We start from the raw sequence: 20,329 nt of genomic DNA on the forward strand, positions 1-20,329 counted from the left end.
ACAGTATGTCTATACCCCATTTGGTCATGAGTGCTAGTACCGTTGTCCAACTGGTCATGGTGCTCCTGGTGATCGGGTCCCTATTGTCATGGGTGGTGATCTTTCAGCGCAGCTTTGCGCTTTCACGGGCCAAATCGGCTTACCAGAAATTTGAAGAGACCTTCTGGTCAGGTGTTGATCTGAATGATCTGTATCGGGAAATTCCAGCGGATGATCAACGTCAAGGGGCAGAGCACCTGTTTCAGGCAGGGTTTCGGGAATTTCATCGTCTGATGCCGCGCAACTCTCAGCCTGACCAGGTGCTTGAAGGGGTTCAGCGCAGTATGCGCGTCGCCTGGTCGCGGGAAGAAGAGCGCCTGACCAAGCATCTGGTCTTTCTCGCGACCGTTGCCTCTGCCAGCCCTTACATCGGCCTGTTTGGAACGGTATGGGGCATCATGGGTTCCTTTCAATCGCTTTCCATGACGCAGCAGGCCACCCTTGCCACGGTGGCGCCCTGGATTGCCGAAGCGCTTATTGCCACCGCCATGGGGCTATTTGCCGCGATTCCAGCGGTTATCTTCTATAATCGTTTATCTAACAGTTCAGCGCGCTTGCTGGGTAAGTACGAAGACTTTGCCGAGGAGTTCTACGCCATTCTGCACCGTAATCTTCAAGGGCGTGAGCCAAATACCCAGTAAGGGAGACGTGGTATGCAAGGTCCTTTTAATCGCAACAGCCAGCGTCGACCGATGGCAGAAATTAACGTTGTGCCCTTTATCGATGTCATGCTGGTGCTATTGGTAATTTTTATGATTACGGCTCCCATGCTGACACAAGGGGTGCAGGTTGAATTGCCGCAGGTATCCTCCCAGCCGATTGATACGCCTGAAAACACTGAACCGGTGATTGTTGCGGTGGATCAGGAAGGGCAGTACCACATCACCCTCGGGGAAAGCAGCACACAGGTAACCCCTGATGAGCTTGCTCAACGGGTCGTGACAATACTCGAGCGCAGCCCTGATTCTCCTGTTCTGGTACGCGGCGACCGTAACGTGGCCTATGGGCAAATTGTTACTCTGATGAGTACGCTGCAAGGTGCCGGGGTTGAGAACGTCGGTCTGATATCCGAGCCACCGAACAATGACTGAAGGTAAGAAAACCATCGCTCTTTTGGGCCGCAAGCGTCACAAGTCCGACGTTGGCTATGGGTTGCCATTGATTCTTGCGGTCATGCTACATGCCCTTGTCGTGGGGCTAAGTGTTATCAGCTTGCCTTCCCAGGATGACACACCGGAATCGTCATCCATTGTGCAGGCGACTTTGGTGAGTACCGAAACCTTTACCGATCAGGCCCAGCAGCCTTTTGAGCAGCCTACGGCAGATGTGCCAGAAGAAAGCCAGGAAACAACGCTGCCAGACCCTGGCCCTACGGCACAGGATATAGCCACTGAGCAAGCTGAGGCAGAAGCCGAAGCTCAGCGCCAGCGGGAAGCAGAAGCCGAGGCCCAGCGCCAGCGGGAAGCAGAAGCCGAGGCCCAACGCCAGCAAGAGGCAGAAGCCGAGGCTCAACGCCAGCGGGAAGCAGAAGCCGAGGCTCAACGCCAGCGGGAAGCTGAAGCCGAGGCCCAGCGCCAGCGGGAAGCCGAAGCCGAGGCCCAACGCCAGCGAGAAGCCGAAGCTGAGGCCCAACGCCAGCGAGAAGCCGAAGCTGAGGCCCAACGCCAGCGGGAGGCTGAAGCTGAGGCCCAGCGCCAGCGGGAGGCTGAAGCCGAGGCCCAACGCCAGCGGGAAGCCGAAGCTGAGGCCCAGCGCCAGCAAGAGGCAGAAGCCGAGGCTCAACGCCAGCGGGAGGCGGAAGCCCAACGCCAGCGAGAGGCGGAAGTCGAAGCTCAACGCCAGCGGGAAGCCGAAGCCCAGCGCCAGCGAGAGGCCGAAGAAGCGCGTCGCGCCGCTGAACTGGCTGAAAGAGCACGTCAAGCTGAAGAGGCGCAAAACAGCTTTACCAACATAGTAAAAAATCTGGTGGAACAGACATGGATCATTCCGCCTGGAGCCAGCAATAATGCTGCGGTGACACTAAGCATTCGTCTGGGTCCATCGGGAGAGGTCCTGGCGACGTCAGTGGTTTCATCCAGTGGCGATGGAAGTTTTGACCGTTCTGCCCAGCAGGCTGTCGAACAGGCGGCGCCCTTCAGTGAGCTCCGCGATGTACCTGCTGAATTTCAACGCAATCTGCGCCAGTTCAATCTGCGCTTTACTCCGGGGGATGTTCGCTGATGTCAATGTTAAGACGAATAGGGATGTTGTTGGCTTTGTGTCTGTTGAGCAGCACAGCGTATGCTAACCTCACCATCGAGATTACGCGGGGCAGTGACCGTGCCTTGCCGATTGGCGTTGTGCCTTTTGAACAGAGTAACCTGTCTGAGGACGTGGCCCAGATTATTCAGGATGACCTGCAGCGCAGTGGCTATTTTGATCCTCTGGCACGTAGCGCCATGTTCGAACAGCCAGCCCGTGCCGACGAGGTGGAATTTGGCCCTTGGCGGTCCCTGGATGTTCGCTATCTGGTGGTCGGGAATGTCGAAGAAACGGCTGATGGATACCGGGTTAGTGCTGCCTTGATGGATATCAGCGGTCAGCGCCAGATGCTCACTGAAAGCGTCACCACCCAAGGTAATAATTTACGTAGCGCCGCCCACTACCTAAGTGACCAGATCTTTGAAGCGATTACCGATATTCGCGGCGCTTTCTCAACACGGATTGCCTATGTCTCCGCGAGTGGCGTGGGTGATAATATGCAGTTTGCGCTTTATGTGGCTGATAGCGACGGACGTAATAATCAGGAAGTTCTCAGTTCGGATCAGCCCATCCTGTCGCCCGCATGGTCGCCAGATGGCGAGAAGCTTGCTTACGTCTCCTTTGAGTCCGGGCGTCCAGCTATTTATGTGCAGCAGGTGGCCTCAGGCCAACGCGTCAAACTGACCGACTTTGAAGGAATCAACAGTGCTCCGGCCTGGTCGCCTGATGGCAGACGCCTGGCCATGTCGCTCTCCAAGGATGGCCAGCCTGAAATCTACATCATGAACCTGGCGGATCGCTCACTAACGCGTATTACCAACAACAGCAGCATTGATACCGAGCCTTCATGGGCGCCGGATGGGCGCAGCCTGTTGTTCACCTCGGATCGCAGCGGGGGGCCGCAGATCTACCGCTATTCACTGGCAAGTCAAGAGTCACAGCGGCTAACCTTTACCGGCAACTACAACGCCAGAGGTCGCTTTTCACCTGATGGCGAGGATATCTTTCTGATTCATCGTTCCAGTCGCGGCTATCAGGTAGCGCGACAGGATCTGTCCAGCAATCGACTCGTGGTGCTGAGCGACTCCTCCCAGGATGAATCTCCCAGCGTAGCGCCTAACGGTACTATGGTCATTTTCGCCACCCAGCGAGGAGGCAATGGAGTATTGAGTGCGGTTTCCGCAGATGGTCGATCGTCTTTCCGGCTACCGTCACCTCAGGGTGATGTACGGGAACCTGCCTGGTCACCGTTTATGGATTAATCCATAAATATTTTCAGCCAACTCAGGTTTCATTTCTTTTACTGTTCAGACAAGGGGTCTGATAATGCAAGTCAAATCACTGGTTCGTTTATTTGCTGTGGCGTTCTCAATCACCATCATTGCGGGCTGTTCCAGTACGGGGGGCACTCAGGGGAGTGATGCCTACGGCACCCAGCAAGGTTCAGGTAGCTCTTCCGGTAGCGGTTCGGCCGGTGCTTCGACCACAGGTATCAGCGGTACAGGGCAGTACGGTTCGACATCTGGCAGCAGGTCATCAGCTGGATCAGCTGGGCAACAGGCAGATTCCAGAATTCCTTCTGCACGTACCATCTACTTTGATTTCGACCGCGACACGATCAAAAGTGAATTTGAATCTGTTGTCATGGCTCACGCCCGTTACCTGCGCGCCAATCCAAGTGCCCAGGTCACCCTTCATGGTCATACCGATGAACGCGGCACCCGTGAGTACAACCTGGCACTCGGTGAACGACGTGCAAATGCTGTTCAGCGTTTCCTGAATATTCAGGGCGTCTCCAACAGTCAGATGAGTGTGGTGAGCTACGGCGAAGAGCGCCCGGCAGCCCGTGGCAGCGATGAAAGTGCCTACTCCCAGAATCGTCGGGTTGTCTTTGATTATTAAGCGGCCAGTGCTGTTGACCGGCCAGTGAACTAAATATGTTGAGCAAAGGGCAGTGCTGTCTTGGATACGCGTTGGATCCACAGGTCAGTCACTGCCTTTTGTGTTTGAATTAAGGTGGTTATATGAATCGCAGTCTCGCAGTATGGCGCCACAGCCTACCAGAGCCGAAAAGGCCTGCAGCCCATCATGGTAAAACGCTTTTTGGACTGCCCGCTTGTGCAATGGGGCTGACGTTTTCGCTGAGTTTGATGGCTGCTCCGATAGCGCTTGCCCAACAGCCCATCGTGCAGGACCTGTCGGCCTCATCGGCAAGCAGTTTCTATCAGCAGGCAGATACCCAGACAGCCACTGATGGTGCGCTGGTGATGTTTAATCAGGTTCAGGAGCATCAACGGGAAATTCAGGAGTTACGCGGCCAGATAGAGGAATTACGCCACGAGCTTGAGCAGTTGCGTAATCAGGGCCAACAGCGCTATCTGGATACCGATGACCGTCTGGCAGCGTTGGAAAGTAGCGTTTCTGCCAGTAATGTCGAACAATCTCTGGATAGTGACGTTATACCTGTCAATTCTTCTGAGCTGGGTAACGCATCTGAAGCTAGCGACGAGACAGCGGAGACTTCCACCGAAGAAAACGATACTCCTGTGTCTGACAGGCCTAGCGCTAGCACCACATCTCCAGAAGTACAGGAAGCCTATCAGGCAGCCTTTGCTTTTGTCCAAGCGCGTGAATTCGATGACGCAATTGGGGCTTTTAATGCGTTTGTTGCTGATTACCCGGATACTCGCCTGACACCCAACGGCTATTATTGGCTAGGTGAGTTGCACGCTGCCAATGACGACCTGGGTGAAGCTGAAGTATCATTTGAAAAGGTTATCAATGATTTTGACGGTAACAACAAGGTGGCAGATGCGCTCTACAAGCTTGGCCTCGTGAAAGCCCGCCAGGGCGAAACTGAGCGTAGCCGCGAACTGCTGAACCGAGTACGTGAAGAATTTCCGGAAAGCAGCGCTGCCGGGCTTGCGGGTGATTTCCTGCGCCAGACGCCCGAGTAAAGCCGTTCCGATAAGCTCATTTCAATAACGTCGTCTATCTATTCATTTAAAGGAAATGCCATGAGCTGCAAGATTGACTACCAAGCGCCTGCTGATCTTCTGGCAAATCGTATTATTCTGGTTACCGGCGCCGGTGACGGTATCGGCCGAGCAGCCGCTCTTGCCTATGCTCGCCATGGTGCCACCGTCATCTTGCTGGGCAGAACCATCGCTAAACTGGAAAAGGTTTACGATGAAATTGAAGCGGCAGGTGGCCCGCAGCCGGCTATCTTTCCGCTTAATTTTGAGGGCGCCACGCTCAAGGACTATCAGGACATGGCGCAGACGCTGGACACCGAGTTCGGGCGCCTGGATGGCATCTTACACAACGCAGGCTTACTGGGGCGCATCACCCCGTTTGAGCAATATAACCCTGAGCTATGGGCGCAGGTCATGCAGGTCAATATCAATGGCCCCATCTGGATGACCCAGGCACTCTTGCCTTTGACGGAAGCATCTGAGGATGCCTCCATCATCTTTACCTCATCAAGTGTTGGTCGTAAAGGCCGTGCCTATTGGGGCGCTTATTCCGTCTCCAAGTTTGCCACTGAAGGCTTTATGGAAGTGCTCGCAGATGAGCTTGATAACCAACCTAACGTGCGGGTAAACACCCTGAACCCAGGGGCGACGCTGACCCAGATGCGACGCACCGCTTATCCAGGCGAAGACCCGGAGACCCTGCGTACGCCGGAAGATATTATGCCCACCTATCTGTGGCTGATGGGCCCTGACAGCACGGGTATCAGCGGTGAAAAATGGGATGCCCAGCCGCCGCGTAGTTAAGACATGAACAGCTGGGGCCTGAAAAGTTAGGGCTTATAATATAGGTTAATGAGAAATATCAGGATGGCTTCGGCAAGGCGTTGACCAGTTCAGCGCAGTCGGCAAACCACACATCCGCCGGCCATTTCCGGTAGTCATCCTGTTCGGCGATATAACCGTAACCCACTGCCACAGCATGCATATTGGCCGCTTTGGCGGCTTCCATATCGCGCAGATGGTCACCAACATACCAGCAGTCTGCAGGTGCGACGCCCAACCGGCGAGCGGCTTCCCATAAGGGCTCCGGGGCGGGTTTCTTGACCGCCAGGTCATCTGCACACAGCAGGGCACCCGGAGAGAGCGTCAAGGCCTGCAGTAAGGGTTCCGTATAGCGACGTGGCTTGTTGGTCACAATGCCCCAGGGCCTTTTCAGCGTTTCCCATTGATGCAGCCACTCGTCCAGCGGCGAAAACACCCGGCTATGGGTGGCAACCGCCTGCTCGTAGGCATCCAGCAACCACTGCCTTGCCGCACCATGCTCTGGTGCACTGGCCTTCAGCCCCAGTGCCAGCGTAACCAAGGCGCTACCACCGTTGGACACTTCTCTGCGAATAGTTGCAAACGGCAGTGGCGGCAAGCCATGATGCCCGCGCAGCCGATTGGTTGCATTGGCCAGGTCGGGGGCGGTATCAACCAGGGTGCCGTCCAAATCAAACAGAATAGCCTTGGGCGTCATGCGTTATCACCTCGACGACAGTGCATCATGTAGTTGACCGATACATCATGCGGGTCGAGCCGATAGCGTTTCAGTAGTGGGTTATAGGTCAGGCCGGTTTGCTCGCTGACCTCAAGCTGGCTGGCTCGGCACCAGGTCGCCATTTCCGAAGGGCGAATAAACTTGGCATGTTGATGGGTGCCACGCGGTAGCAAGTGGAGCAGGTACTCGGCGCCTACAATGGCAAAGGCATAGGACTTGGGAGTACGGTTCAGGGTAGAGAAGAAGACGTGCCCGCCCGGGCGTACCAGCTGGCTGCACGCGGCCACTACTGAAGCGGGGTCTGGTACGTGTTCGAGCATTTCCATGCAAGTCACCACATCGAACTCCCCAGGGTGCTGGCTGGCAAAGTCTTCGACGGCACACAGCTCATAGCGGATCTCAACGCCGTTTTCTTCAGCATGCAGACGAGCCACATTAAGCGGGGCTTCCCCCATATCGATGCCGGTGACCTCGGCACCGCGGTGAGCCATGGACTGGCTGAGGATCCCGCCGCCACAACCAACATCAAGTACGCGTTTCCCGGCTAAACCGGCGCGCGCGTCAATAAAGTCAAGGCGCAGTGGGTTGATATCATGCAGCGGTTTGAATTCACCAGTCTTGTCCCACCAGCGGCTGGCCAGGGCTTCAAATTTTGCCACTTCAGCCGGGTCAACGTTGTTCTGAGAACCCGGTGCAGTGCTATCCTGAGGTATTGCTTGCATTTTTAGCTTCCTGCGTCGTTAGACGAGCATGAACCCGTGTGTGGGTGTGTATAGATGTGTCGTGTATGATAACCATTCTATCTAACCATTCCTGGGTCGTAACGCATAAAAAGGACCTTTGTATGATTCGTAAGGCTGTACTTTCCGTAGCAGGCTTTGGCAATCGCTGTTTACCGGCTTCCAAGGCAATCCCGAAAGAGATGACTCGCTATGCCCGGGAGCCTTGAGCGATGCGGATATTTATCTACGGTAGTGAGCTGAGTGCGGCAACGGCTGCCGCCGCGCTTTCCTGGGTAGGGCACCATGTGCATTGGCTTGCGCATGAATCTGAACCCTGGGAAAAGCTTGAGCAGGCTGGCTGGATGCACCGTGAACCCCACCTGCTGAAACAGCTTGAAGAGAGCAGGGCAGAAGGCACCCTGACAATCGAGCAACAGGCAGACGCTATTTCTCAGGCGGATGTCATTTGGCTGGCGTTATCTCCCGAACAGCGCAGCGATGCGGCTAGTCTGATTACCCGCGCTTCCGCCAAGGCACCCGCCAGCCTGCTGCTGATCAACAATTCGACCTTTCCCGTTGGGGAAACCGAGCGCCTGCAAGGGCTTTTGCAAGAAAGCCAGCTGGGAGTTGCCCTGCCAGATATGCTGGAAGAAGGCCGCGCATGGCTGACGTTTACACGGCCAACCCGCTGGCTACTCGGCTGCGACGATGCGGAAAGTGAACGCTTGGTCAGGGAATTACTGCGGGCTTTTAACCGTCGCAGTGAAATTTTTCAGAGCATGCCCCGTCGAGCTGCCGAACTTACCAAACTGGCGATTAACGGCATGCTGGCGACACGGATCAGTTTCATGAATGAAATTGCCGGGCTGGCAGATACACTGGGGGTGGACGTTGAGTACGTACGCCAAGGCATGGGCGCCGATACGCGTATCGGCTTTGAATACCTGTATCCTGGGTGCGGTTTTGGTGGCCCCAACTTTTCACGCGATCTGATGCGCCTGGCGGATGTCCAGTTTTCCAGCGGCCGGGCGTCGGCATTGCTTGAACAGGTCATGGATATCAACGAAAACAAGAAAGAAACCCTGTTTCGCAAGCTGTGGGCGCATTTCGATGGCAACCTCCAGGGTAAGACTATCGCCATCTGGGGCGCTGCATTCAAGCCGGGCACAGCGCGCATTGACCAGGCACCGGTATTGACGCTACTGGAGTCACTCTGGGCACAGGGGGTCAAGGTGCAACTGCATGACCCGGCGGCCATTCCTGCTCTGCTGGACGCCGTTGGGGAACGCGCCGATCTGACCACCTTTGAGGACGACCCCTACCTCGCTTGCGAGCAGGCTGATGCCCTGATGCTGGTAACCGAGTGGAAAGCCTACTGGAATCCTGACTGGCAGAAACTGCGCCAATTGCTCAACGCCAAACTGATACTGGACGGACGAAACATCTATGATCCAGCATTTGTGGCAAGCTGTGGCCTAGACTATAGAGGTATCGGCCGCCGCGCCGACGTCACCGCCCATTGAGGAGAACCCATGTCTGAATCCGCTGCGTCAAGACGTATTGTCCCTGATGTTGAACAAAGCGTCAGTGCACAACATCTGCGCTACCGGAAGGGCCCTGCCATCTGGCCGATCTGGCTGGCCCTGGTGGCCATATCAGCACTGCTCGCCGCCGCCGCCGCAGGGCTCTGGTATGAACGCGAGCGCCTGCTTGATGAGGTGAGTGGGCTTAGCGGCGAGGTCTCCAATATGCATGCTCGGCTGGATTCTGGTGATACTCAGGTAGAGGAGGCCATTACGCTACTGCAGGCTCAGATGGGCACCCTGTTTCAGGAGCAGGATCAGCTGGGTATGGCATTGAACGATACGCGTAGCGAGCTATTCAGTTTGATACCTGCCAGTGAAGATACCGTATCGGCAGAGACTCTGGATGAGCTGATGGAACAAATCAGCTCCCAGCAGGAAGCAGCCGCTGAGCGTGATCGCCAGCTGTCAGAACTTGACACGTCTCTTGAAACACTTGAACAGGCCAGCACCCAGGCTCGCCGAGAACTGGCAGATGAAATAGCCAGCCTGATAGCACAGCTTGAACGTCAAGAATCTGGCCTGTTAGAAAACATAGAAGCGCTGAGAGCAGAGCAGCAAATCCTGCAAAATCGTGTACAGAACCTGGAAGAGACTAATATCGTCAGTCCTTCAGAGGTGACAAATCAGGTTGCCGCTGCACAACAAACCTGGCAGGAGGAACTGAATGCTCTGGAAAATGATCTACGTCAGATCAGGCAAGCGCAATTGGCCTTCAGCGCTCAGTTGGAAATGCTCAGATGACAACCGGCCGAGCCATTTAGCTAGGAAACGAATGCATGGATAATTCTTGCCGAGGAAAGGCAATCAAGCGATTACTGACGGGCAGTGTGTTATCGCTGGTATGCGTCTCACCTTCGCTATGGGCGTTTGATGTTAACGTCGAAGGGGTTGAAGAAGAGGTCAGCGACAACATCAGTGCCTATATCAAAGCGCTCAAGGCGAGTGAGTTTACCGAGGCGCGCCTGGAAGGCGAAATTCGCCGCCGAGTGGCCGAAGCCATGCGGCCCTTTGGGTATTACGAACCTGATATCAATTTGACGCTGGAAGACGGCAAAAGTGGCGTCAACATACGGGTTGATCCCGGTCAGCCGGTGACGATTGAAGTCTTATCCCTCAAGCTTAATGGCGACGCCAGCGAGGATACCCCCTTTGTCAGGGCTGTTGAGGATTTTCCGCTTGAACAGGGCGATGTGCTGCGCCACAGCCCTTGGGACAGCCTGCGCGATCGGCTATCGACCCTGGCTCTGGAGCGCGGCTACTTCAACTGGCAGTTTGCTGACAGACGTATGGAAGTACGACCCTACTTGAACAGTGCGCGCCTTTATATGGACTTCGATAGCGGGCAGCGCTACCGCTTTGGTGATATCCATATAAAAGGAAGTCACATAGAACCCGAGCGCCTGGAAAAAATGCGTCCCTTTGAGCTGAACGAGCCATACCTTGCCGAATCAATCGCCGAATACAATCAGCGCCTGTCAGAAACCGGCTGGTTCAAAGCCGTTTCTGTACGCCCACGCTTAGCTGATCCGGCAGAACTGATGACAGTGACACCGACGGAACAATCCGCTTCCATGTGGTGGCAGGAAGCGACCGGGCGTGAAATAGCCGATAGCTCACCGTTAATTGAAAATATCAGCCTGGATGCCATGCGCAGCGCCCTGAACGTCAGTCCTTCGGACAATGTCTCAATGCCCATTGATATCAGCGTTGAACCCGCTGATCGCCACCAGTTCGAGGTGGGTGTCGGATTTGCTACGGATGTCGGGCCGCGGATGAGCTTTTCCTGGCAGCAGCCCTGGGTCAACCGCTTTGGCCATAGCCTTGACAACGACCTGTATATTTCGGCACCTGAACAGCGATTCTCCGGTGAATACACTATTCCACTGGATGACCCCCTCAAAGATAGCTATCAGTTGCAATACGGGATCAAGCATCAGGATGACAATGATACTCGTACCCTTGAAGGTTCCTTGCAGATTGCAAGACGCTGGCAGTTTGATAATGACTGGGAACAGTCTATCTATGTACGCACTACTTACGAAGATTTTACCCAGGGCGGGGAATCCGATCAGGTATGGCTACTTTATCCCGGTGTGCAATGGACGCGTATCCGCACCCGTGAACAGCGCTTTCCTGTCTGGGGTGATCGCCAGAAACTGTCGATCGAGTACTCAGATACGTTCTGGGGGTCTGATGCCCAATTCCTGCGGGTCAACGGCGATACCCAGTGGATCCGCATGATTGGTAACGACAATCGTTTTGTCGGTGGCGTGGGTATCGGCGCTATTGAAACGGATAACTTTGACCGTATCCCTCCCTCCTTGCGCTTTTTTGCCGGGGGGGACCGCAGCGTGCGGGGTTACTCCTATGAAAGCCTTTCACCGCGCAATGCCGAAGGGCGGCTGCGCGGCGGACAACAGCTGCTGACAGCCAGCCTTGAATATCAACGCAGAGTGACAGGCAACTGGTGGGGGGCGGCGTTTGCTGATACCGGCGATGCCTTCGACAATTGGGGCCCTGACAGCCTGAAGACCGGCGCCGGACTCGGCGTACGCTGGGTCTCGCCGGTTGGGCCCATTCGTCTTGATGTCGCCCATCCCTTTAATCACGAAGACGATTGGCGATTGCATTTCTCTATCGGGCCTGAGTTCTAGGAGTTGCCTGTGTCCCAAGATAAACAGACCGTGATCAAACGGCATTATTTCTCAGCCCGAAAACGCCTGTGGCTGCTGGTCTGGAGCCTGATACGCCTAGTGATTGTACTGCCTATCTGGCTGATTTCACTGGTGTTGGTAGTCCTTGGCTGGGCACTGTCCCCCTGGGGAACCAGTGTGCTTCTGGATCAGGCAGAACAGCGCAACTGGGTTCAGCTGGAAGATCATCAGGGTAGCCTTCTTGAACACCTCAAACTGAAAGGCTTTGGCCTGGATGTGGCGGGATTTTCTCTCTCATTGGGCGAATTTGAACTGGCTTGGGCAGAGGATTGCGTGCTTTCCGGCCGTCTGTGCATTGATAAACTGAGATTGGTCGATGCTACAGTTCGCCTGCCGGCTAGCAGCAACAAACCTGAGGAGGAGCCGCAGGACTCGGCGCCGCTGGAAGAAATTCGCCTGCCTTTCCCAGTTGAACTGCGCGAACTGGTGTTGGAAAACATAGATGTACGCCTTGGCGATGGTACCCGAATCCGCTGGGAAAGCTTTACCTCTGCCATCAGCGCAGAAGAGAGTCTTATAAAGATTGCGCCCACCCACCTGGAGCGCCCTCAGGTCTATTTACCCCCAAGCCCGGGTGTTTTGCTGGCAGGCGCACAGGACTCGCCGCTTTCCAGTGCGGCCATTGATGCCGCCATTGAATTGCAAGTCCCGCTTGAACCTGTCAACGAGGTTTCGCCCGCAGAGGCCATCGCCAACCGCGAGCCGCTTGAGTTACCTGCTATCAGCCTGCCAATCAGCCTGGAGCTGCCTGCGTTCAGCGTGAATGAATTCACGCTTTCAGGAGTTACCGAATACACAGTGAACAGCCTGCAACTGGGACTGACAGCCAAGGGTAGCCAAATTAACTTAACCCAATTTGATGTCACGACGCCTGATGCCTCAGCGCAGCTGAGCGCCGAGGTGGAACTTCAGGAAAACTACCCGCTGAATGCTCAGCTTGATGCTCAACTCTTCCTGCCGGAGATAATGCCGGAACTGGCCGGAGAGGAGATATCCCTACGGCTGGACGGCAACCTGAATGATCTGAACGCAACGCTCAACGCCCAAGGGCCAATTGCGGCGAACCTGACCGCTAACCTGGATGCCCTGGCGCCGACCCTGCCTTTCCAGATAACGCTGGACAGCGATCAGCTGCGTTGGCCGTTAACCTCACCGGCTGCCACACAGGACAGTGAGTCAGCGGATGAGCCTTATGTGCTTGAAGGGCTGGCCTTGACCGCCGAAGGTGATCTTGAAGACTACCGGCTTGATCTTCAGGTTGACGCTCAAGGCCCCCAGGTACCGCCCAGCCGATTGGCGTTGAACGGCCAGGGGAACCTGAGCACGTTTAATTGGGCGCCACTGACCCTGAACGTAAATGACAGCCAGATATCCAGCAGGGGCAATGTCTCCTGGCAGGATGGTTTGGGCGTTGATGCGATTGTTGAGCTGTCCAATCTCAACCCCAATGACCTTGCGCCATCGGTTGAAGGGCAGCTGAATGGGCTTTTGGATGTCTCTGTGCGCCAGCAGGGCGAGCTATGGACAGTGGCACTGCCTGTGCTCGATATCAACGGTGAGTTGCAGGGCTATCCACTCAACCTGAAGGCAGCCCTCAACGCAGACAGTACGCTTAACGTAGATCTTCAGCAGCTGGACTTTGCCCAGGGCGAAAATCGGCTTAATGCCAGCGGCCAGGTCAGCCCGGACAGCATGAATCTGGACGCCACTATTGATATGCGCGGCTTGCAAACCCTGGCCCCCGGGTTACAGGGCGCGCTGACCGGGCAGATTCAGGCACGGGGAAGCCTAGAGCAGCCGCAACTTGCCGCCAATCTTGAAGGCCAGGGCCTGCAGTTTGGCGAAAATCGTCTGGATGCCCTACAGCTGGATGCGGATGTCAGTGGTATTGAAGACCCGCAGCTGGATATCCGCTTGGCAATAGATAATGCTGTTGCTGGTGGGCAAGCATTTGAAAATATCGCACTTTCACTGGATGGCAGGCTTTCTGAACATAACCTGTCGCTGGATGTGGCAGGGGGCGCAGATAATGAACTGCTTGAAAATGTCACTCTGGCGCTTGATGGCCAGTTTGATCAGCCGGGGCAGCGCTACCAGGCTACGCTGTTACCGCTTGAGGTAGTGTCTGCGTTCGGCACGATAGGCCTTGAAGCCCCTCTGGATCTTGGTTATCGCCTGGATAGTGGTGAAGCCCGTCTATCAAGGTTTTGCTTGCGCCGCGAGGAAGGCGGCGTTATCTGTTCCGAGGAGGCTATTAATGCCTCTGCCGATGCAGGTAACGCTGTCTTGTCTGTCAGCGAAGTGCCTATGCAGATGTTGGCTCCTTTTCTACCTGATGGCTGGTCGCTACAAGGTGATACCACCGCTGATATGGCTGCTTCCTGGCGACAGGGCGGTGCCCGCTGGCAGGCCGATCTGGGGCTGGACAGCAGCCTGGAAATCACCGCACTGAATGATTTTGGCCAGCCAGTGGCCCTGCCGCGCCTAAGGCTTGAAACCCGCATAGAAGCTAATCCACAGCAGGTGGATGCCAATGCCACTCTGGCGCTGGGCAATACCGGTGATATCAACCTCGATCTGGCCATTACAGATCCACTCGGCGCCGCAGGTCTCGACGGTGATCTAAGGGTCGTAGGCGTTCGCCTGAACCCATACCGCGAGATGGTTGTTGGGCTTGACACCATGGAAGGGCAGTTAGACGGTAATGTCAGCATCAGCGGTTCGGTGGCACAACCGGATCTTCAAGGCCAGTTAAGCCTCAATCAGCTACAGGTCGCCGGCGCCGACCTGCCCATTGTAATTCCCGATGGGGAAATCAACGTCGATTTCGACGGTGATTCAGGCCGGATTGACGGTTATGTGGATGCCGAACGTGGACGCCTGAATATTCAGGGCGAGGCCGTCTGGCCCGGAGATGATGACTGGGGCATTGGCATTGACCTGAAGGCAACAGAGAACCCATTATTGGTGTCCTTGCCACAGTTTGGCCGCCTGGAAGCCGCACCGGATATTCGCATTCGCGTTGCCCCCGATCGCTTGCAGGTGCGGGGCGATGTCAACGTGCCCTGGGCGCGTCTGGAGGCAGGCGAGCTGCCTGCTTCGGTGATGGGGCCCAGTAGCGACGAGATCATTATAACCGAGCGCGACGATCAGGAAGCCGAACAGTTGGCCGCGCAACGGGCTGAAAATGGCGGGCCAAGCGCTGCAGAAAGCCTTGAGCAGGGCGGAATGGCCATGGATGTACAGATCAATATCAACCTCGGCCAAGACATGCAACTCTCCGCTTATGGGCTGAATTCACGCCTTCAGGGTACCCTTGAAGTCGACCAGAATAGCGGCGGTTTACAGCTGTTTGGCGATGTCAATCTGGCGGATGGCCGTTTTAAATCCTTTGGTCAGGATCTGCTTATCCGGCGTGGCGCCATTCTTTTCAGTGGCCCGCCGGGGGCGCCATCACTTGATTTTGAAGCAATCCGTAATCCCGACGTCACTCAGGACGATGTCATTGTCGGGGTTAGGGTAACCGGACTGGCGGAATCACCCAACCTGGCCATTTTTTCCAATCCGGCTATGAATGAAACCCGTGCGCTTTCCTACCTGTTGCGCGGTAGGGCGCCGGACGAATCTGGCAGTGGTTTTAGCAGTGCAATGACCACTGCGCTGATCAGTATGTCGTTAGGCCGCACAGGAGGTGCTGTCGGTTCTATCGGTCAGGCCTTTGGCATTGATGACCTGCGTCTGGATACCGCAGGCGCCGGCGACAATAGTCAGGTAGCGTTAAGTGGCCAGCTAACCGATGACATCAGCATCAGCTATGGCGTTGGTATCTTTACCCCAATAGCAGAACTTACCCTGCGCTACACCTTATGGCGTGACCTGTATCTGCAGGCTGTTTCGGGTGCCAATCAGGCGGTTGACCTGATTTACCAATTCAGCCGCAGTGGTAACCCTTCAACGTTTCAAGCGAGGTAAGACATGAGCTTTTTTGATCGTGTACCGACCGGGCGGGATACGCCTATTAAAACCAGTGAGCACCATGCCATCAGCGGTGAAGCCCTGAAGCCAGTATATCGTGAAGGCTATGTCACTCTGGTCGTTGGCATGGGATGTTTCTGGGGCGTAGAGCGCCTGTTCTGGCCAGTGCCGGGAGTTCTAGTCACGGCGGCAGGCTATGCAGGTGGAAAAACGCCCAACCCAAGTTATGAAGAAGTCTGCACTGGGCAGACTGAACACGCGGAAGTGGTACTGATCATTTATGATCCGGCCGAGGTCAACCTGACCTCGCTGTTAACCATATTCTGGGAAAACCATGACCCCACCCAGCTGAACCGCCAGGGGAACGATATTGGTTCCCAGTACCGCTCAGCTATCTACACAACCAATGACGAACAGCTTGCAGCTGCCCGGCACAGCGCCGACCTTTTTCAGCAGCAGCTGGATAAGGCCGGGCGAGGGCAGATCACCACGGAAATCAAACCGCTGGATACGTTCTACTACGCTGAAGCTTACCACCAGCAATACCTGCACAAGAACCCGGGTGGTTACTGTGGCTTAAAAGGCACCGGTGTTAGCTGCCCACTGGTTTGAGGACACTATTTTTCGACGAGGACAAACGATCAAAATGAGAAGCTTATGCTTATCACCAGGGCATATCACCTTACTTGCCTGCACAGCTGTCATAATGGCTCTCTCACTGGGTGCTGTCTCGTCCCAGGCCAGCGCAGATGAGCGCTGGCCATCGCCGCCCGCCAGCGCTGACGATACTCCTTTTGCTGATCAACGTGAGGCGGTAATCTGGCGTCAGGATACGTTCAAGGAAACCGAAACCCTGGTACGCCAACTGCGATTTGATATTGTCAATCAGCGTGATCTGTCTGCCGCTGGGCCACGTATTGAAACTCTCAGGCAAATGGTCAGCGCTGATAACATGCTGCCCGCGTTCATTGAAGGCAGTCACGGTCCCGGGTCTGATGCCAGGCCGGAAATCTGGGAGGAGTGGGATCGCTACCGCGAAGGCTTTGACCGCCTGGATAGCGAAATCGCCACCCTGATGGAGGCTGTCAAAAATGAAGATTTAAGGGCGGCCGCCAAGGGACTGTCCAAAGTTGGAGCAAGTTGCAAAAGCTGCCACCGTGGCTATCGCTACTGATTGATGCTTGGAGGCTAGGGCGCCATCTTGATTAGGGTCTGTTGACGTTTCCTCACGGCCGCGACAGAGGCCCTTTTGGTGCAGAGCAAGGCGTGAGGAGCGTGGTTGGGTGGTTCCCAATTAGCGACGAGCAACGCAGGGCTGTGCCAAAAGGGCCCTGTCCCTTCGGGTTGCGCGCCAAAGGGCGCCATTCGGCGTTGCGCCACTCGGTAAGGGCACCACCATTGCCGTCGTGTCGCGCCTTGCCTGACGCCCTTTGGCGCAGCAACGCGGTTCGCGATGAAACGTCAACAGACCCTAGTCGCCTGCTTCAAGGCGGTCAATCCGATAAAGGGTCTCGACCTGGGATAAGTCAGATACTGTGCAGTGAAGATCCTTCACCAGCCCATCCTCAAGCCCATATACCCAACCGTGCACGGATATCTGCTCACCCCGCTGCCAGGCGCGTTGCAGGATTTTGGTGCGGCAAAGGCTGTTAACCTGGGCTTTGACATTCAGTTCGCACATGGTGTCTATCTGTTGACTTAGAGACAAATGCTGCATTGAGGCACGGTGCTGATTATAAAGTTCGCGTACCGAGTGCAACCAGAAATCGACCATGCCGCATTCACCACCGGTGACAGCGGCCTTGATGCCGCCGCAGCCATAATGGCCAACAATCATGATGTGCTTCACCTTAAGCACATCAACGGCAAACTGAACCACAGACAGGGCGTTCATATCAGTATGATGAAGCAGGTTGGCAACATTACGGTGGACAAAGACTTCGCCAGGGGGAAGGGCAATAATCTGGTTCGCCGGAACCCGGCTGTCGGAGCAGCCAATCCACAGATAATCGGGATTCTGCTGCCGCGACAGGCGGGCAAAGTAGTCCGGATCTTCCTTGCACATTCGCTCAGCCCAGGCGCGATTATTGGCTAACAGTTTATTAATGGAATCTGACATCTAGGTTCTCGTTGGCGAAGAAGCGGTCATATACAGAAAATGATTAGCGTTTTAACCTTTCCGTTTTTTAACCTAGCTTATCATGAGATTAATCATTGGCTTGATGGAAAAGTGGACAGAAAACTTTTTTAACGTACTGATATTTAATGAAAGGAGCATAGCATGACGGAAAAAACCGCTTATGAATACGATCTCTTTGTTATTGGCGCCGGGTCTGGCGGTGTACGTGCTGCCAGAATGGCGGCGGCAGAAGGCGCCAAAGTCGGGATAGCGGAAAACCGTTATCTGGGTGGCACCTGCGTCAATGTGGGCTGCGTACCTAAAAAGCTGTATTCCTACGCTGCGCACTTTCACGACAGCTTTGATGATGCGGCAGGTTTTGGCTGGCAATTACCCGGCCCAGCCACCTTTGACTGGGCAACCCTGAGGGAAAACAAGAAAGGCGAGATCAAGCGCCTGAACGGTATCTACCATCGCTTGCTCGAAGGCGCTAACGTATCGCTCTACAATGCCCATGCCAGTTGCAGAGATGCCCATACCGTCATTCTGCATAACGATGAAGGTGAGCATCAGATCACCGCACAGAGGATTCTGGTGGCCACCGGCGGCTGGCCGTGGCTGCCGGATTTTCCGGGTAGCGAGCATATGCTCAGCTCCAACCAGATTTTTGATCTGGAACACTTCCCCAAGCGTTTTTTGACCCTGGGCGGTGGGTATATTTCGGTTGAATTTGCCAGCATCTTCAATGGTCTGGGCAGTGATACCCATCTTATCTATCGGGGCGACCTGTTCCTGCGTGGCTTTGATCAGGAGGTGCGTGAATTTACCCGCGATGAAATGTCTCGCAAGGGCGTTAACCTGCATTTTAATGTCAATATTGCCCAGATCGACAAAGTGACCGGAGATACTGGCAACGATGAATATCGGGTGACACTGACTGACGGCCAGGTAATGCACGTGGATGCAGTATTGGCGGCCACCGGGCGCCATGCCAATATTGAAGGGTTAGGGCTGGATACGCTGGGCATTCGCCTGGATGCGCAAGGCAAGGTACCTGTCAATGAGCGCTTTGAGACCAGCGTGCCCTCGATCCTCGCTCTGGGCGACCTGATTGCCGGTCCAGAACTGACGCCGGTTGCATTGGCTGAAGCCATGCAGTTGGTGGATGTTCATTTCCGTAACGCTGATGCGAAACCGATGGATTACGCCAATATTCCCACTGCTGTGTTCTGCCATCCCAATATAGGAACGGTGGGCCTCTCAGAAGAAGAGGCCAGGGAAAAAGGCAATATCCGTGTCTACCAGGCTGATTTTCGTGCCATGAAGCACACCTTGTCAGGTAGCCAGGAACGCACCTTGATGAAGCTGATTGTTGATGATGCAACAGACGTGGTGCTCGGTGCGCATATGGTAGGAGACGATGCGGGAGAAATTATCCAGGGCATAGCGATTGCGGTCAGGGCTGGCCTTACCAAGGCTGACTTTGATCGCACCGTTGGCATTCACCCGACAGGTGCTGAAGAATTTGTCACTATGCGCAGCGTAACCCGTCGCTAACGGTTGCTAGTTAGCTACTCTAGTTAGCTACTGATAGAGGTTTTAGGCGCTTTTTATAATTTTTCGTTATGGCTTGGCCACATCAACTGCCTGATTGTTTGATGTGGTCATAATTAACCGTTATAGTATTTATACATAGTTTTTAATATAGTGATTAATAGACTCTGATCGACTAGGGTAATTATCGTTCAAGCTACTAAACAAACAGCGTAGCACTTAACAAAATCGCAGAAGCGAAGCATAACCATGACAACGCCGATACCGCCTTTTACACCCTCTGCTGACCTGATTCGTCCCACTGTTGCGGATGCTGTGGTGGGGCATGCAGAGACGCCCTTGTTTATTCGCAAGCCAAATGCTGACGACGGCTGGGGAGTATACGAGTTAATCAAGTCCTGTCCGCCACTGGATGTCAATTCTGCCTATGCCTATCTGCTATTGGCTACGCAGTTCCGTGATACCTGTGCCGTGGCCATCAACGAGGAACGCGAAGTGGTTGGTTTTGTCTCCGGGTACGTCAAGGATAATGCCCCGGATACGTATTTCCTCTGGCAGGTGGCTGTGGGGGAGAAGGCGCGCGGCACGGGCTTGGCCCGTCGTCTGGTTGAAGCCATCATGACACGCCCTGAGCTTCAGGACGTTCATCACCTTGAGACTACCATCACACCAGACAATCAGGCTTCATGGGGGCTATTTCGTCGGCTTGCAGCACGCTGGCATGCACCGTTGAACAGCCGTGAGTATTTTTCTACCGAACAGCTCGGGGGCGAGCACGACCCTGAGAATCTGGTCAGGATTGGCCCTTTCCAGACAGAAACCATTACGGGTTAGAGTTCGTTAACGTACTATTCTATTGACGCT

18 protein-coding genes are annotated in these 20,329 nt (G+C 55.0%); 15 read left to right on the top strand and 3 right to left on the bottom strand.

Annotated features, from left to right (window positions below):
• The first annotated feature begins 5 nt into the window (after positions 1–5).
• The 7 genes from tolQ to OR573_08320 all read left to right on the top strand — a co-directional run bounded on the left by tolQ (position 6) and on the right by OR573_08320 (position 6,059).
• Complete coding sequence (tolQ, locus tag OR573_08290) at positions 6–680, top strand: protein TolQ (GenBank protein ID XGA81600.1); 675 nt, start codon at positions 6–8, stop codon at positions 678–680.
• Between the two features lie 12 nt (positions 681–692).
• Positions 693–1,130, top strand: coding sequence for a protein TolR (gene tolR, locus OR573_08295; protein XGA81601.1), 438 nt, complete (start codon positions 693–695; stop codon positions 1,128–1,130).
• Positions 1,123–2,259 carry a cell envelope integrity protein TolA gene (tolA, locus tag OR573_08300; protein ID XGA81602.1) on the top strand — a complete coding sequence of 379 codons (1,137 nt, stop codon included), beginning with the start codon at positions 1,123–1,125 and terminating at the stop codon, positions 2,257–2,259. Before tolR ends, tolA begins: the two co-directional genes overlap by 8 nt.
• Positions 2,259–3,542 carry a Tol-Pal system beta propeller repeat protein TolB gene (gene tolB, locus OR573_08305; GenBank protein XGA81603.1) on the top strand — a complete coding sequence of 428 codons (1,284 nt, stop codon included), beginning with the start codon at positions 2,259–2,261 and terminating at the stop codon, positions 3,540–3,542. The genes tolA and tolB overlap by 1 nt, the downstream gene beginning before the upstream one ends.
• A gap of 64 nt (positions 3,543–3,606) precedes the next feature.
• A complete protein-coding gene (gene pal, locus OR573_08310) occupies positions 3,607–4,182 on the top strand; it encodes a peptidoglycan-associated lipoprotein Pal (GenBank protein XGA81604.1) in 576 nt (191 codons plus the stop codon).
• A gap of 221 nt (positions 4,183–4,403) precedes the next feature.
• Positions 4,404–5,237 carry a tol-pal system protein YbgF gene (gene ybgF / locus OR573_08315; protein XGA81698.1) on the top strand — a complete coding sequence of 278 codons (834 nt, stop codon included), beginning with the start codon at positions 4,404–4,406 and terminating at the stop codon, positions 5,235–5,237.
• A gap of 60 nt (positions 5,238–5,297) precedes the next feature.
• Positions 5,298–6,059, top strand: coding sequence for a YciK family oxidoreductase (locus tag OR573_08320; protein XGA81605.1), 762 nt, complete (start codon positions 5,298–5,300; stop codon positions 6,057–6,059).
• Between the two features lie 58 nt (positions 6,060–6,117).
• Here OR573_08320 and OR573_08325 read toward each other — a convergent pair whose 3' ends face one another.
• Positions 6,118–6,774, bottom strand: coding sequence for an HAD-IA family hydrolase (locus OR573_08325; GenBank protein ID XGA81606.1), 657 nt, complete (start codon positions 6,772–6,774; stop codon positions 6,118–6,120).
• A complete protein-coding gene (gene ubiG / locus OR573_08330) occupies positions 6,771–7,517 on the bottom strand; it encodes a bifunctional 2-polyprenyl-6-hydroxyphenol methylase/3-demethylubiquinol 3-O-methyltransferase UbiG (protein XGA81607.1) in 747 nt (248 codons plus the stop codon). The genes OR573_08325 and ubiG overlap by 4 nt, the downstream gene beginning before the upstream one ends.
• Before the next feature lie 230 nt (positions 7,518–7,747).
• On the opposite strand from ubiG, the gene OR573_08335 reads away from it, so the two are divergent.
• The 6 genes from OR573_08335 (at position 7,748) to OR573_08360 (ending at position 16,966) form a co-directional block, all read left to right on the top strand.
• Positions 7,748–9,040 (top strand): nucleotide sugar dehydrogenase, encoded by a 1,293-nt coding sequence (locus OR573_08335; protein ID XGA81608.1) that lies wholly within the window; start codon positions 7,748–7,750, stop codon positions 9,038–9,040.
• A 9-nt stretch (positions 9,041–9,049) separates the two neighbouring features.
• Positions 9,050–9,844 carry a hypothetical protein gene (locus OR573_08340; GenBank protein ID XGA81609.1) on the top strand — a complete coding sequence of 265 codons (795 nt, stop codon included), beginning with the start codon at positions 9,050–9,052 and terminating at the stop codon, positions 9,842–9,844.
• A gap of 35 nt (positions 9,845–9,879) precedes the next feature.
• Entirely contained in the window at positions 9,880–11,757 is a 1,878-nt protein-coding gene (locus OR573_08345; protein XGA81610.1) for an autotransporter assembly complex protein TamA, read from the top strand.
• A gap of 9 nt (positions 11,758–11,766) precedes the next feature.
• On the top strand, positions 11,767–15,789 hold the full coding sequence (locus OR573_08350; GenBank protein XGA81611.1) for a translocation/assembly module TamB: 4,023 nt from the start codon (positions 11,767–11,769) through the stop codon (positions 15,787–15,789).
• A gap of 3 nt (positions 15,790–15,792) precedes the next feature.
• Complete coding sequence (gene msrA / locus OR573_08355) at positions 15,793–16,404, top strand: peptide-methionine (S)-S-oxide reductase MsrA (GenBank protein ID XGA81612.1); 612 nt, start codon at positions 15,793–15,795, stop codon at positions 16,402–16,404.
• 94 nt (positions 16,405–16,498) lie between these two features.
• Positions 16,499–16,966 carry a cytochrome c gene (locus tag OR573_08360; GenBank protein ID XGA81613.1) on the top strand — a complete coding sequence of 156 codons (468 nt, stop codon included), beginning with the start codon at positions 16,499–16,501 and terminating at the stop codon, positions 16,964–16,966.
• Between the two features lie 297 nt (positions 16,967–17,263).
• Here OR573_08360 and can read toward each other — a convergent pair whose 3' ends face one another.
• On the bottom strand, positions 17,264–17,911 hold the full coding sequence (can, locus tag OR573_08365; protein XGA81614.1) for a carbonate dehydratase: 648 nt from the start codon (positions 17,909–17,911) through the stop codon (positions 17,264–17,266).
• A 162-nt stretch (positions 17,912–18,073) separates the two neighbouring features.
• Between can and gorA the strand changes: the two genes are divergently transcribed.
• Positions 18,074–19,468, top strand: a complete 1,395-nt coding sequence (gene gorA / locus OR573_08370; protein ID XGA81615.1) for a glutathione-disulfide reductase — start codon at positions 18,074–18,076, stop codon at positions 19,466–19,468.
• A gap of 246 nt (positions 19,469–19,714) precedes the next feature.
• Positions 19,715–20,299, top strand: coding sequence for a diaminobutyrate acetyltransferase (gene ectA, locus OR573_08375; GenBank protein XGA81616.1), 585 nt, complete (start codon positions 19,715–19,717; stop codon positions 20,297–20,299).
• The last annotated feature ends 30 nt before the right edge of the window (positions 20,300–20,329 follow it).

Source organism: Halomonas sp. CH40, from assembly GCA_041875495.1.
Classification (GTDB): Bacteria; Pseudomonadota; Gammaproteobacteria; order Pseudomonadales; family Halomonadaceae; genus Vreelandella.